The sequence below is a fragment of the Pseudaestuariivita sp. genome (assembly GCF_052825805.1).
This window is the reverse complement of the sequence record NZ_JBRBVB010000013.1, coordinates 258,065-271,177: the sequence shown is the minus strand read 5'-3', so window position 1 is coordinate 271,177 and position 13,113 is coordinate 258,065. Positions and strand designations below refer to the sequence as shown.

Sequence of the window (13,113 nt, the reverse complement as noted above, 5' to 3'; positions counted from 1 at the left end):
GCGATCAGCCCGCCTGGCGCTCTTCAAAGCTGAGCGCGATGAAGGATGGCAGGTGGTCGCCCATACCGACGACATTGATGGGTGCATCGTCGCGGTCACGGCCTCTACCACGGCCCCGGCCCCCGCGCGAGCGGCGCCCGCGTTGCGGCATGTCGTCGGTGTCGGCCTCGGGCGCGGGTGCCGCCTCGATCTCTGCCGGCTCCGCCGCTGCACGTTTCTCCGGCTTTTCAGCAGGCTTCACCGGGTTCTCGACGCGCGGGATCTCTTTCTGGATCAGCGCTTCGACGGCGGCGAAGTTCTTCTCATCGCGCGGCGCGCAGATGGTGAACGCCTTGCCCTCGCGCCCGGCACGGCCCGTGCGGCCGATGCGGTGCACGTAATCCTCGGCATGGCCCGGCACGTCAAAGTTGAAGACATGGCTCACCGACGGCACGTCAAGGCCTCGGGCCGCGACGTCTGAGGCGACGAGAATGCGCAGCGCACCTTCACGGAAGCTCTCTAGCGTCCGTGTACGCTGTGATTGGTCCAAATCGCCGTGGATCGGGGCGGCGTTGTAGCCGTATTTCTTGAGCGATTTCGCGACGATATCCACATCTGTCTTGCGGTTGCAGAAGATGATCGCGTTCGAGCAAGCCTCGCCCTCGCCGTCGATGATGGCCCGCAGCACCTTGCGCTTTTCGGTGCCTTCACGGTCGCGGCGGGAGGGTTTGACCATCACCACGCCTTGCTCGATCGTCTCGGAGGCAGTGGCCTGCCGTGCAACCTCAACGCGTGCGGGATTCGACAGGAAAGTGTTGGTGATCCGCTCGATCTCCGGCGCCATCGTGGCGGAGAAGAAAAGCGTCTGCCGGGTAAACGGCGTCAGGCCAAAGATGCGCTCGATGTCGGGGATGAACCCCATGTCGAGCATCCGGTCGGCCTCGTCGACGACCATCACCTTCACGTCGGACAGGATCAGCTTGCCACGCTCGAAATGGTCGAGGAGGCGGCCCGGCGTGGCGATCAGCACGTCGACGCCCTTGTCGATGAGCAGGTCCTGTTCCTTGAATGAGACCCCACCGATCAGAAGCGCCTTGGACAGCTTCACATACTTGGCATATTGGTCAAAGTTTTCAGCAACTTGCGCGGCAAGTTCGCGGGTCGGCGCCAGCACCAGAGAGCGCGGCATCCGTGCCCGGGCGCGGCCTCGGGCCAGCGCGGTGATCATCGGCAGCGTAAAGCTCGCCGTCTTGCCGGTGCCGGTCTGGGCGATCCCGAGCACGTCGCGCCCTTCGAGCGCGGGCGGGATGGCGCCTTCCTGGATGGGGGTGGGGCTCTCGTAGCCGGCTTCGTCGATGGCCTTGAGAACCTTCGGGCTGAGGTTCAACTCGGAAAATTTGGTCATGTCGTCCAATCATCAGACGGACACGAATTCTAGGCCCGCCGCGTGTGTTCCTGCCCTGGCCCGGATGGCCGCAGGATTGCAAAGCGCTTAGCCGATTATGCACAAAAACGCAAATAGGTCGCCGCGGTGCGGCGATTGTTTTCGAATTAGTGTCAATCCGTCACGTCGGGGAAGTATCGTTGACGTTTCTGCACCAAATCGAGTGGCCGCTCGTGGAGCATCCCGGCACGTTCTAGTGCGGCCAGATGCATGGGCGTGGCGGTGCAGAGCGCGGTGTGAAACGCCTTGAGCGCGTGCTCGCCGCCATGGTCCCGCAGGGCCACGAACACCTCGTGCAGCGTCAGCCCGCTTGGCCCTTTGCGCCCGAGCGACGAGCGGTAGGCGCCGCGCTCCAGCCGGTAGTCGAACCGCTCCCGCCAGGTCTGCCAATCCTCCGCGTGCCGATGGCAGAGGGAGATCGCGGGCAGCTCTTGCTGGCCCGGGTTTTCGACGTCCGCGACGGTTGCGTTGTGGATCTTGATCTTCACCTGTTGCAGCCCGCAGCGAACGAAGATTTTGCCCGCCACATGGCTCAGGAAGCCGTCGTCGATCAGCCCGGCATAGTCGGGGTAGAGCTGCGCGGTGACCGCGGCGCGCGCTTTGCGGTCGATGGGCGTGGCTTTGTAGTAGTGCGTCTCTTGCGGGTGCGCGGGGTCCGGCGCCAGTGCCTCAACCGGACGCATCCGCGCAACGTGGCAAGTGTCCGGCAGGGTGGAAAGGTGATCCGCGACGCGCGTCTCGGGCCAGAGGAACTCGTCAACGTCGATATGCGCCAGCCAACCCAGCCGTTTGGAGCGGTTGTAGGCGTGCCGCGCATTTACCGCCTGCCGGGGCTGGTGCATGTCGGGGCGACGGCCTTTCTTGGCCCAGTAGGCGTCGTCCGTCTCGACCACCTTGATCTGGCGGTGTTTGCTGAGCAACTCCGCCAGTTCCGGGTTTGGTGCATCGAGAAAGAGCCACAGCCGCGCCGCGCCCTGATCGAGGTGATAGGCTGCAAAATCAAGCACCGTTTTCGTCGGCGCGTTGGTCGTGGTGACAAGGCCCCAGCGCATGGGATGGTTATCGGAGCGACGGGGCCATCAGGTCAAGCCGGAGTGCGGCCTTCCGAGATAGTTTAACGTTAAACCATCATCTCCTTGGTCGCGCTGAGCGTCACGTCGGGGTAGTCGCGCACCACCCGGTCGATGTCCCATTGCAGGCGCGTGAGATAGACGATGTCCCCGTCGTGGTCATGCGCGATCTGCTGTTTGTTGGCGTTGACGAAGGTGTCGACCGCCTTGTCGGGCCCGGTCGCCCAGCGGGCGGAGGTGTATTGCGTTGGCTCGAAGCGGACGGGCAGGCCGTATTCCAGCTCGATCCTGCTCGCGAGCACTTCGAACTGCAATGCGCCGACGACGCCGACGATAAAGCCGGAGCCGATGTTCGGTTTGAAGACCTTGGCGGCGCCTTCCTCGGCGAATTGCATGAGCGCCTTTTCCAGGTGCTTGGCCTTGAGCGGGTCGCCGGCGCGGCAGCCTTGCAAGAGCTCGGGCGCGAAGGACGGGATGCCAGTGACGCGCAAGGCCTCGCCCTCGGTCAGCGTGTCGCCGATCCTGAGCTGGCCGTGGTTGGGAATGCCGATGATGTCGCCTGCCCAAGCCTCTTCTGCGAGCTCGCGGTCAGAGGCGAGGAACATCACCGGGTTCGAGACCGCCATGGGTTTTTTGGTGCGCACATGCGTAAGCTTCATGCCGCGTTTGAAATGGCCGGAGGCCATGCGCAGGAAAGCGACGCGGTCGCGGTGCTTGGGGTCCATGTTGGCCTGCACCTTGAAGACGAACCCGGCGACCTTGTTCTCTTCAGGCAGGATTTGGCGGGGCTGTGCGGACTGGATTTGCGGCTGCGGGCCGTAGCCGGCGATCCCCTCCATCAGCTCTTTGACGCCGAACGAGTTGATGGCCGAGCCGAACCAGATCGGCGTCATCGTCCCGTCGAGCACCGCCTGCGGGTCGAGCGTGGGAAGCAGTTCCTTGGCCATCTCCACTTCCTCGATCAGCTGTTCGAGCATGTGGGCGGGGACGTGTTCGGCCAGCTTGGGATCGTCGAGCCCGGCGATGGCGACGGTCTCGGCCACCACGTTGCGGTCGGCGCGGTCCATCAGCTCGAGCCGGTCGTTGAGCATGTCGTAACACCCGAGAAAGTCCTGCCCGACGCCGATTGGCCAGCTGGCCGGGGTCACGTCGATGGCGAGGTTTTCCTGGATTTCGTCAATGATCTCAAAGGTGTCGCGGCTCTCCCGGTCCATCTTGTTGCAGAAGGTCAGGATCGGCAGGTCGCGCAGGCGGCAGACCTCGAAGAGCTTGCGGGTCTGGCTCTCGACACCCTTGGCGCCGTCGATCACCATGACGGCGGCGTCGACGGCGGTGAGCGTACGGTAGGTGTCCTCGGAGAAGTCGCTGTGACCCGGCGTGTCAACGAGGTTAAACCGGAACTCTTTGAAATCGAACGACATCGCGGAAGCGGAGACGGAGATGCCGCGGTCTTTTTCCATCTGCATGAAGTCCGAGCGCGTGCGGCGGGCCTCGCCTTTGGCGCGCACTTGGCCAGCCATCTGGATCGCGCCGCCGAACAGCAGGAACTTTTCGGTCAGCGTCGTCTTGCCCGCGTCGGGGTGCGAGATGATCGCAAAGGTCCGGCGGCGCGCGATCTCGGGCGGCAGGTCTGGACGGTTCGGCGAGGAGGGGTCACTGTCAAGCATGGCGCTGCTTTTATGTCCCCGCCGCAGGCCGCGCAATGGGGCGCCTATGCTGACAGGAACTGTCAGGGTGCGGCGGTAGAAGTGGCGGTGAAGACTCGAAAGGAAGACGTCATGACATTCATGGAAATCGCGCAGGAACTGGTGGCGGGTTGCCGCGAGGGGCGCGAAAACGAGAACCTCGGCAAGCTTTACGCCGAAGACGCGGTGTCGGTCGAGGCCGCCGACATGGGCGGAACCGGGCGCGAGACGCGGGGGCTCGAGGGCATTCGCGGCAAGCACGCCTGGTGGGACAGCACGTTCGAGACGCTCGAGGCTAAGGTGACGGGTCCCTACTGGCACGGCGAGGAGAGCTTTGCGGTGCTGTTCGAGGTGAAGACGCGCAACAAGGAGAGCGGCGAGGTCGATGATATGCACGAGATCGGCGTCTACCATGTGGCGGATGGCAAGATCGTGCGGGAAGAGTTCTTTTATCCGCTCGAAGAGGCGCCGAAGTAAGCCATAGGTGCGCGCGTCCCTTGAGGGGGCGGGCTTGCCGTATGCGGCTTTACCCGGTCGAGGACTTGCGGAGCACGGCGGCGGCGTCGGGACGATTGAGCAGGCGCTCGGTCACCTCGTAGTCGCGCAGTGCGCTCGGGTTGTGACGGCGCAGCTTGTCGGCGAGCGACTTGCTCAGCTCGCGGGGCAGGGCGTCTCGGGTGCGGGTGTCGACCAAGAGCGATTCTGCCGCAATCCCTTCGGCATAGATGATCTGGTGATCGTCGAAGATCAGCTGGAAGTAGTCCACATAGCCGCCCTGCATCTGGTAGACGCTGTCCTCGTTCACGAGGTGGCGCGCCTTGACCAGCAGCTCGGACCGGCCAGCGCCGAGGTGATCCTGCCGCTGGTATATAAAGAGGCGGTGGTCGGGGCTGACGACGAGGTCGCCCGCGTTGTTGAGCGTCCCGGCGCTGATCACGATGGGGGCGAGGGCGCCCACGGCGCGCACGGTGGTCTGGCCGATCCAGCGCACCTCCTGCGGGCCGTCGTCGCGGGTGAGGACGCGGTCGCCGACTTCGAGCTCTTCGATCGGGACCTGCGCGCCCGAGGCGACGGTGATCATCGTGCCGCGGGTGAAGGACACGCAGGCGACCTGCGCCAGTTTCAGAGGGGCGTTCTCGCGGTCGACACCGACAAGCGTATAGTCGCCCCGGCGCACCATGGGCGCGAGGGGCAGGGCGTAGACGGCCTCCACATCGCCGGCGCTGTCGACCTCGACGAGCACGAGCACCTCGGTGGTCGAGCCGTCGGGCGACATGAAGGTGAGCGCCGAATCGAGGATGACGCGGTGCGTCGGGGTCCCGGCCTCGGACTGCGCGTCGATGAGGAACTGGCGGTCCTTGACCGGGCGCAGCAAGAGGCGCGTGCGGCGAGCCTCGGCGTCCAGCGTATAGATGTCGTCGGGTTGCAATTCGTCGGCAAAGGACAGCGGATCACCCATGTTCGCGCCGTTCGTCACGCAAAAGGCCGCACTGTCGTAGACCGTGACGGCCTGCGGCTGTTTTGCGACTTCGATCACGTCTGACATGGCCGGTGCTGCCGTTCCCAGTGTTGTTGTCCCTTGTGCGTCCCGCTCTTCTACGCAGGGCGCCTTAAGACGGTGCTAAGCGCCGTCTGTGACCAAAACGTGCCGGGCGCCCGGTGATTTTCAGGCAAAGCGGCGCGGTTGCAATTGCCGGACAGACCGGCGATTTGAAAGGCAAGAGCTTAAGCGACAGGAGACATCGCGATGGATTTGGGAATTGCCGGGAAAAAAGCGCTGGTCTGTGCGTCGAGCAAAGGTCTGGGCCGGGGCTGCGCGGAGGCTTTGGCGGCGGCGGGCTGCGATCTGGTTCTGAACGCGCGCGGCGCCGAGGCGCTCGATGCCACCGCCGTGGCAATTCATTCCGAGTATCAGGTGGGCGTTGCTGCCGTGGCCGCCGACATCACCACCGAGGAGGGCCGGGCCAAGGTGCTCGATGCCGCCGGTGACATCGATATCCTCGTGACCAACGCGGGCGGTCCGCCTCCGGGCCTCTGGTCCGACTGGGACCGCGACGATTTCATCAAGGCCATCGACGCCAACATGTTGACCCCCGTGTCGCTCATCAAGGCGTGCCTGCCGGGCATGATCGACCGGGGCTGGGGGCGCATCGTCAACATCACCTCGAAATCGGTGAAGGCGCCGATCCCGGCGCTGGGGCTCTCGAACTCGGCCCGGGCTGGGCTGACCGGCTATGTGGCGGGCACTGCGCGGCAAGTGGCGAGCCATGGCGTGACCATCAACAACCTGCTGCCGGGCGTGCATGACACGGACCGGGGCGTGATGCTCGACAAGGGGCAGGCGACGCGCGAGGGGCGGTCCCCGGAGGACGTGCGCGCCGAGCGCGAGCGCGGCATCCCTGCGGGGCGTTACGGCACGTCCGAGGAGTTCGGGGCCGCCTGCGCCTTCCTCTGTTCGCAGCACGCCGGGTTCATCGTGGGCCAAAACCTGCTGCTCGACGGCGGTGAGGTGAACGCGACGCTGTAAGGATCTGTAAAGATGGCAGATAAAGGCGGCACGGCAGCGGAGCGGTTCTCGCTCAAGGATCACCTCTTCAACGCGGAAACGCTGGGGGATCTGGCGCGCGAACACGCGGTGCTGCCGGGCTTTGATCCCGAGCGGTTTCTGTCGGAGGTGCTGCCGGGCCTCGAGGGCCGTGAGCTGCTGGCGCGGCTCGACTGGATCGCCGATTGCCTCGAACGGCAGCTGCCGCAGGATTTCCCGGCCATGGCAGACGCGCTCGAGGCCGCGATGCTGGACCCGCTCGACCCCAGCTTGCGCGATGACGACTTCGGGCGGTTCATTCACGCGGTGCCGGGTATCCTCGCCGTGCGGCACGGGCTTGAGGATCACCGCGAGCGGGCGCTCGATCTGCTGTATCAGGCGACGCAGCGGTTCTCGATGGAGTTCTACATCCGTCCCTTTCTCAACCGCTGGCCTGAGGAGACGCTGGCGCGGCTGCGCCTTTGGGCGGAGGACGGCAATTACCACGTGCGGCGGCTGGTGAGCGAGGGGACGCGGCCGAAACTTCCCTGGGCCAAGAAGATCGACCTCGATCTGTTGACGCCTCTGCCGCTGCTCGACGCGCTCTATGGCGATCCCACGCGGTACGTGACGCGCTCGGTGGCAAACCACCTCAACGACATTGCCAAGGTCCAGCCCGACGTGGTGATGGATCGGCTGGAGGCGTGGAGGGCGGAGGGTCGTCAGACCGACAAGGAGCTCGCCTGGATGACCACCCACGCGCTGCGCACGCTGGTCAAGCAGGGCCATCCGCGCGCGATGGGGCTGGTGGGCTATGACCCGGCGCTCTCCGTCGACGTTAGGCTCGATCTGCCGCAGAGCTGCGCGATTGGCGGGGTCATGCCCTTTGCGGTGACGCTTTCGGGGCCGGCAGGGGCGGGGGTGCTGGTCGATTACGTGCTCGAGCTCGTGAAGGCGGGCGGCCAGACTGCGCCCAAGGTGTTCAAGCTCAAGCAAGCCAAGCTGGGGCTGGACGGCGCGCTGCGGCTGGACAAGAACCACCGGTTCAAGGGGGACGCGACGACCTTTACGCTGCACCCCGGGCGGCAGGTGCTCAAGGTGCAGGTGAACGGCGTGATCCGCGCCGCGCAGGCGTTCGAGTTGACGGTGTAGGGGGCACACCCAAACCTGACACACAAATTCAAAGCGCCCGCCTGACGGCCACGTCAGGCCGCGCCGACCCGCCCCAATGGGGCGGCGCGATTGCGCCACACCTCGGGTCGGCGCGTGCTTATCCGTTTCGAAGCTTCCAGGTTGAAGGTCGCCCACGATAGCCAGCGCCTTGCAACCCTGCCACCGTTCTCTTAGCAAAAGGCTCGGAAACTTACACATGCCGGAGCCAAATTTGCCGTCAACGTCCGCCCGCCTCGAAGTCAGATCGCTCACGCGCGCGTTCGGCGATGTGACGGTGGTCGAGGACGTGTCGTTCTCCATCGCGCCGGGGCAGGTGACCTGCCTTTTGGGACCTTCAGGCTGCGGCAAGTCGACGACGCTGCGCATGATCGCGGGTGTCGAGCATCCCGACAGCGGCGAGATCCGGGTCGACGGAGAGGTGATCTGCGACGACGCCCTGCGCCTGCCGCCCGAGCAGCGCGGGGTGGGGCTGATGTTCCAGGACTTCGCGCTTTTCCCGCACCTATCGGTGGCGGGCAACGTGGGCTTTGGCCTGCGCGGTGCCAAGGCGGAGCGCATGGCGCGGGTCGACGAACTCCTTGAAAAGGTGTCGCTGTCGCATTTGCTGGACGCCTATCCGCATGAGCTCTCGGGCGGTGAGCAGCAGCGCGTGGCGCTTGCCCGGGCGCTGGCGCCAAAGCCGAAGGTGATGCTGATGGACGAGCCATTCTCCGGCCTCGACAACCGCCTGCGCGACGGCATCCGCGACGAGACCTTGCAGGTCTTGCGGGACGAGGGGACCTCGGTCCTGCTGGTCACCCACGAACCCGAAGAGGCAATGGGCACCGCCGACGAGATCGCGCTGATGCGCGACGGGGCGCTGGTGCAGAAGGGCGCGCCCTACAACATCTACAACGCCCCGGTCGACAAGCATGCGGTGGCGTTTTTCAGCGACGTGAACGTGATCGAAGGGGTGGCCAAGGGAGCGCTGGTCGAGACGCCCTTTGGCCAGTTCCTGTGTCCCGGCGTGCCGGATGGCGGCGGGGTCGAGATCGTCTTCCGCCCCCAGCACGTCAAGATCGACTTTGACCGGCAGGGGCGCGGGCCGAACCCGACGATCAACGACGGTGTCGCGGCGCGCGCGACGGTGCGGCGGGCGCGGTTCATGGGCTCGGAGAGCCTTGTCGATTTCGATGTGGATGGTGGGCTGCACATCCGGGCGCTTCTGCCGAACGTGTTCCTGCCGAAGCCCGGTACGGTGTTCTGGCTGACGGTGCCTCGGAACAGGTGTCATATATTTAAGCGGTAGGGCGGTCTTTAGCCATTCGTGCACTCGCTCAGATCCAAGCGCCCGCCTGACGGTCACGTCAGGCCGCGCCGACCCGCCCCCCTGGGGCGGCGCGATGCGCCACCCCGCGGGACGGCGCGTGAACTAGTGTAATGCAAGACGAGTGGAAAATATCACCCGTCCAAAACAATTCACTCCAACGTCGCCAAATAATCCGGCAGCGTCTTCCCTTCCTCTTCGAGAAAGAGCGCCGGCAGCACCGTCAGCGCCTTGATCCGGTCCACCCGAAACACGCGAAACGCCTCGCGCAGCTCGCACCAGCAGGTCGCCGTCCACACGCGGCCCCAGTACTCCATCTGCAGAGGGCGGATGACACGCGTGCTCTCTGCCTCGTCGAGGCCCCGGTAGGTGATGCGCAGCTTTTGCCGCGCGCGGATCGCGCCCCGGATTGCCGGCATGTGGTCGAACCCCTTGGCGGCATCGGCAAACGGGTAGACCGCAAAGCCAAAGCCCGTGGGCGGTGCCTGCCTGTCCTCCGGCAGCACCGCGTCGATCTTCGCCGAAAGGGAGCGGGCCGCGGCCTGCAACTCCTCGTCTGCGGCCTCGCCCACGACCGCCATACCAAGGTGCAGCGCCTCGAGCTCGGTCATCGTCAGGTTGAGCGGCGGCAGCGTGATCGCCGCCGTCGCCATATAGCCCAGCCCCCGCTCGCCCTGGATCGGGATCCCTGAGGCCACAAGCGTGTCCATGTCGCGGTAGATCGTGCGGATCGACACCTCCAGCCGGTCCGCGAGATCCTGCGCCCGGTGCAGCCGCCCGTCGCGCAGGATCTGGATCAGGTCAAAAAGCCTGTCCGACCGCGGCATCAGGCGTCTACCCCAGAACGCGCACCTCGTGCCGCAGGGCCACCGATGGCGCGTCGATCATCTGCATGAACGGCGCGGCCTCTGGCGCCTTGACCACCGAGGCTGCAGCCGCACGCGCAGCCTCCATGTCGGTCCACAGGATGTAGTCTGTCCATCCGGTCTCCCCTTTGCTCAGGTGCCGCGCCTCGAACCCCGGCGTTGCCGCGAGCAGGTCCATCATGCCGCGCGCGGCAGCGGCCACGTCTGCATCTGAAACACCCGCGTGCACCTCGAAGGTCACGATTTCCGCCACCGGCGCGCTTGTCTTGTCCATGTCATCTCCTTTGCGATTCGCGTTGACGCACCGATGATGACAGCCCCCTCCTGCCACGAAGCTGGCAACTGACAGGATACTGTCACAAAAAGCGCAAGTCGACCCGTCCCGGTCCCAGTTTTGCGCGCAATCGCTCTTTTGCAGCGCAGCATTGCGGCGTATCTCAAAACCTCGAGTTTCACCGGCCCGCATCTCAGGGCCCGTTATCGGAGCAGTGTCATGGGCATTGGCAACATCGGCCTTCCGGGCCTCATCCTCATCGCAATCGTCGTTCTCGTCCTCTTTGGACGCGGCAAGATCTCGTCGCTCATGGGCGAGGTCGGCAAGGGCATCACCGCCTTCAAGAAAGGCGTGAACGACAGCTCGAAAGAGATCGAAGACGGCACCGCCGAGGCCAAGGACGTCACTCCGCCCGAGCGCGGCGACATCGACACGGCCACGGCGGACCCGGACAAAGCCGACCGCTCGAAAAGCTGAGGGCTGAGCGATGCTTGATCTCGGCTGGGCCGAGCTCATGGTCATCGGGATCGTGGCGCTGATCGTCGTCGGTCCCAAGGACCTGCCGGGCCTCTTTCGCAAGGTCGGCCAGTTCGTCGGCAAGGCGCGCGGCATGGCGCGGGAGTTCTCGCGCGCGATGAACGACGCCGCGGACGAGGCGGGGGTCAAGGACATCTCCAAGGGCCTCAAGGCTGCCGCCAACCCGGTGCAGGCCGCCGCGCAGGGGGTGCGCGACACGACGACCAAGATCATGGACCTCGACCCCGAAAGCGAGACCGGCAAGCTGGCCGCCAAGCGCGCCGAGGACAGTGCCAAGATCAAGGCCGCCTCCGCCCGCGCCGCCGCCGAGCGCAAGGCCAAGGAGGCCGAAGCCGCGCTGAAGGCCGCAGAAGACGCCGAGGCGCAGCTGGCCGACGTGCAGGCGCCGAAACCGGCCGAGACCGCTGCGCAATCAAAGGACGCGTGACATGGCGCAAAGCGACAACATCGACGACAGCTCCGCCCCGCTGATCGAGCATCTGGCCGAGCTGCGCACGCGCCTCATCCGCTCGGTCGTGGCGCTGCTGATCGGTGTTTGCCTCTGCTTTATCCCGATCCAGGGCCAGTTCATCGCCGAGCACATCCTCGAGTTTTTGCTCGCGCCCATCGCCGAGACGCTGCGCCAGCTTGGGGACCCGTCGCCGACGCTGCAATATACCTCACCGCAGGAGTACCTCTTTACGCTCTTTCGCATCTCGATGGTGTTCGGCTTTGCGCTCGCCTTCCCGGTGATCGCCCACCAGATGTGGCGGTTCGTGGCGCCAGGGCTTTATCGCTCTGAAAAGTCGGCGTTCTTGCCGTTCCTCATCGCCTCCCCAGTGATGTTCTTTCTGGGAGCGACCTTCGCACATTTCGTCGTCACGCCCCTCGCGATGGCGTTCTTTCTCGGTTTCGCAGACGTCTCGTCCATCTTTGCCGGGCTGCTGGGACAGGTCCCCGCACTGCCCGCCGACGCGGCGCTTGTGCCGGAAAGCCAGGAGGGCGTGCGCATCACCTTTTTCGGGAAGGTGAACGAGAGCCTCGGGATTACGCTGGTCTTCATCATGGCGTTTGGCCTCTGCTTTCAGTTGCCGGTGCTGCTGACGCTGATGGGCAAGGCCGGGCTGGTCTCCGCCGAGGGCCTTGGAAACGTGCGCAAATACGCGATGGTCGGCATCCTGGTGCTTGCCGCTTTGGTGACACCGCCGGATGTGGTCACGCAGCTGATCCTCTTCACCGTGGTCTACGGCCTCTACGAAGTGTCGATCTTCCTCGTGCGCCGGGTCGAAAAGAGCCGCGAGCAGCGCCTGCGCGAGGACGGGTTCTACGACGACGAGGACGAGGAAGACCTTGCCCACTGACTTCTCCGCTGACGCGCTAAACCGCATTGCCGAAGCCCTCGAGCGTGTCAGCCCTCCGCCTGAGCCTACACCCGACTTCGCCGCCAGCGCCTATGTCTGGCAGACCGAGCCCGACCGCCTCGTCCCCGTGCCAGAGGTGAACCGCATCGCGCTGGACCTGCTGGTCGGCATCGACCGCGCCCGCGAAACGCTGATGCAGAACACGTTGCAATTCGCGCAAGGGCTGCCCGCCAATAACGCGCTCCTCTGGGGCGCGCGGGGCATGGGAAAGTCGAGCCTCGTCAAGGCCGTGCACGGCGCGCTTGAAACGGATCACCCGGGCCTCAAACTGGTCGAGCTGCACCGCGAGGACCTGCCGTCGGTGGGCCGCCTCCTCAACCAGCTGCGCGCCGCGCCGCACCGGTTCCTCCTCTACTGCGACGACCTCAGCTTCAGCCACGACGACCAGCACTACAAATCGCTCAAGGCGGTGCTCGACGGCGGCATCGAAGGACGGCCGGAGAACGTGATCTTTTACGCCACCTCGAACCGCCGCCACCTGATGCCCCGCGACATGATCGAGAACGAGCGGTCCTCGGCCATCAACCCAGGGGAGGCCGTCGAAGAGAAAGTCTCCCTTTCGGACCGATTCGGCCTCTGGCTCGGCTTCCACCCCTGCGATCAGGACGCCTACCTCGCCATGGTCCGCGGCTACTGCGACGCCTATGGCGTGACGATCTCCGATGAGGGTCTCCGCGCCGAAGCCGTCGAATGGCAAGCCACCCGCGGCTCCCGCTCGGGCCGCGTCGCCTGGCAGTTCTTCACCGACCTTGCCGGCCGCCACGGGATCACACTCGCCTAGCGCACCACTGCCAGCAGCGGCACGCGCGGCAACGTTTGGATTTAGGTATTTTTGAACCAGAGAAGCTGGGGACC

At 65.3% G+C, this 13,113-nt stretch carries 14 protein-coding genes; 8 read left to right on the top strand and 6 right to left on the bottom strand.

Going from position 1 to position 13,113, the window contains the following annotated elements; translation table 11 throughout:
- Nucleotides 1–4 precede the first annotated feature (4 nt).
- From ACU0B3_RS15530 to ACU0B3_RS15520, 3 genes are all read right to left on the bottom strand, one after another.
- Nucleotides 5–1,384 (bottom strand): DEAD/DEAH box helicase, encoded by a 1,380-nt coding sequence (locus ACU0B3_RS15530; protein WP_446261782.1) that lies wholly within the window; start codon nucleotides 1,382–1,384, stop codon nucleotides 5–7.
- Nucleotides 1,385–1,536: 152 nt separating this feature from the next.
- On the bottom strand, nucleotides 1,537–2,475 hold the full coding sequence (locus ACU0B3_RS15525; RefSeq protein ID WP_446261781.1) for a glycosyltransferase family 2 protein: 939 nt from the start codon (nucleotides 2,473–2,475) through the stop codon (nucleotides 1,537–1,539).
- 68 nt (nucleotides 2,476–2,543) lie between these two features.
- Complete coding sequence (locus ACU0B3_RS15520; protein WP_446261780.1) at nucleotides 2,544–4,160, bottom strand: peptide chain release factor 3; 1,617 nt, start codon at nucleotides 4,158–4,160, stop codon at nucleotides 2,544–2,546.
- Nucleotides 4,161–4,271: 111 nt separating this feature from the next.
- Between ACU0B3_RS15520 and ACU0B3_RS15515 the strand changes: the two genes are divergently transcribed.
- Nucleotides 4,272–4,655, top strand: a complete 384-nt coding sequence (locus ACU0B3_RS15515) for a SnoaL-like domain-containing protein (RefSeq protein WP_446261779.1) — start codon at nucleotides 4,272–4,274, stop codon at nucleotides 4,653–4,655.
- A 49-nt stretch (nucleotides 4,656–4,704) separates the two neighbouring features.
- Here the strand turns inward: ACU0B3_RS15515 and ACU0B3_RS15510 are convergent, their stop codons facing one another.
- The gene (locus ACU0B3_RS15510; protein ID WP_446261778.1) at nucleotides 4,705–5,724 is read right to left on the bottom strand and encodes a Hint domain-containing protein; all 1,020 of its coding nucleotides are present in this window, start codon (nucleotides 5,722–5,724) and stop codon (nucleotides 4,705–4,707) included.
- A 201-nt stretch (nucleotides 5,725–5,925) separates the two neighbouring features.
- Here ACU0B3_RS15510 and ACU0B3_RS15505 point away from each other — a divergent pair, with 201 nt between their 5' ends.
- From ACU0B3_RS15505 to ACU0B3_RS15495, 3 genes are all read left to right on the top strand, one after another.
- Nucleotides 5,926–6,705, top strand: coding sequence for an SDR family oxidoreductase (locus ACU0B3_RS15505; protein WP_446261777.1), 780 nt, complete (start codon nucleotides 5,926–5,928; stop codon nucleotides 6,703–6,705).
- Between the two features lie 12 nt (nucleotides 6,706–6,717).
- A complete protein-coding gene (locus ACU0B3_RS15500) occupies nucleotides 6,718–7,854 on the top strand; it encodes a hypothetical protein (RefSeq protein ID WP_446261776.1) in 1,137 nt (378 codons plus the stop codon).
- A 217-nt stretch (nucleotides 7,855–8,071) separates the two neighbouring features.
- Nucleotides 8,072–9,163, top strand: coding sequence for an ABC transporter ATP-binding protein (locus ACU0B3_RS15495; RefSeq protein WP_446261775.1), 1,092 nt, complete (start codon nucleotides 8,072–8,074; stop codon nucleotides 9,161–9,163).
- A 170-nt stretch (nucleotides 9,164–9,333) separates the two neighbouring features.
- On the opposite strand, the gene ACU0B3_RS15490 is transcribed toward ACU0B3_RS15495, so the two are convergent.
- Entirely contained in the window at nucleotides 9,334–10,008 is a 675-nt protein-coding gene (locus ACU0B3_RS15490; protein ID WP_446261774.1) for a helix-turn-helix transcriptional regulator, read from the bottom strand.
- 7 nt (nucleotides 10,009–10,015) lie between these two features.
- Nucleotides 10,016–10,321 carry a hypothetical protein gene (locus ACU0B3_RS15485; RefSeq protein WP_446261773.1) on the bottom strand — a complete coding sequence of 102 codons (306 nt, stop codon included), beginning with the start codon at nucleotides 10,319–10,321 and terminating at the stop codon, nucleotides 10,016–10,018.
- A gap of 219 nt (nucleotides 10,322–10,540) precedes the next feature.
- Between ACU0B3_RS15485 and ACU0B3_RS15480 the strand changes: the two genes are divergently transcribed.
- The 4 genes from ACU0B3_RS15480 to ACU0B3_RS15465 are packed head-to-tail and all read left to right on the top strand — an operon-like array spanning nucleotide 10,541 to nucleotide 13,039.
- Nucleotides 10,541–10,798, top strand: a complete 258-nt coding sequence (locus tag ACU0B3_RS15480) for a twin-arginine translocase TatA/TatE family subunit (RefSeq protein ID WP_446261772.1) — start codon at nucleotides 10,541–10,543, stop codon at nucleotides 10,796–10,798.
- A 10-nt stretch (nucleotides 10,799–10,808) separates the two neighbouring features.
- Nucleotides 10,809–11,285 (top strand): Sec-independent protein translocase protein TatB, encoded by a 477-nt coding sequence (gene tatB, locus ACU0B3_RS15475; protein WP_446261771.1) that lies wholly within the window; start codon nucleotides 10,809–10,811, stop codon nucleotides 11,283–11,285.
- Nucleotide 11,286: 1 nt separating this feature from the next.
- Nucleotides 11,287–12,198: a twin-arginine translocase subunit TatC gene (tatC, locus tag ACU0B3_RS15470; RefSeq protein WP_446261770.1), complete on the top strand. Its 912-nt coding sequence runs from the start codon at nucleotides 11,287–11,289 to the stop codon at nucleotides 12,196–12,198.
- Nucleotides 12,188–13,039 carry an ATP-binding protein gene (locus tag ACU0B3_RS15465; protein ID WP_446261769.1) on the top strand — a complete coding sequence of 284 codons (852 nt, stop codon included), beginning with the start codon at nucleotides 12,188–12,190 and terminating at the stop codon, nucleotides 13,037–13,039. Before tatC ends, ACU0B3_RS15465 begins: the two co-directional genes overlap by 11 nt.
- The last annotated feature ends 74 nt before the right edge of the window (nucleotides 13,040–13,113 follow it).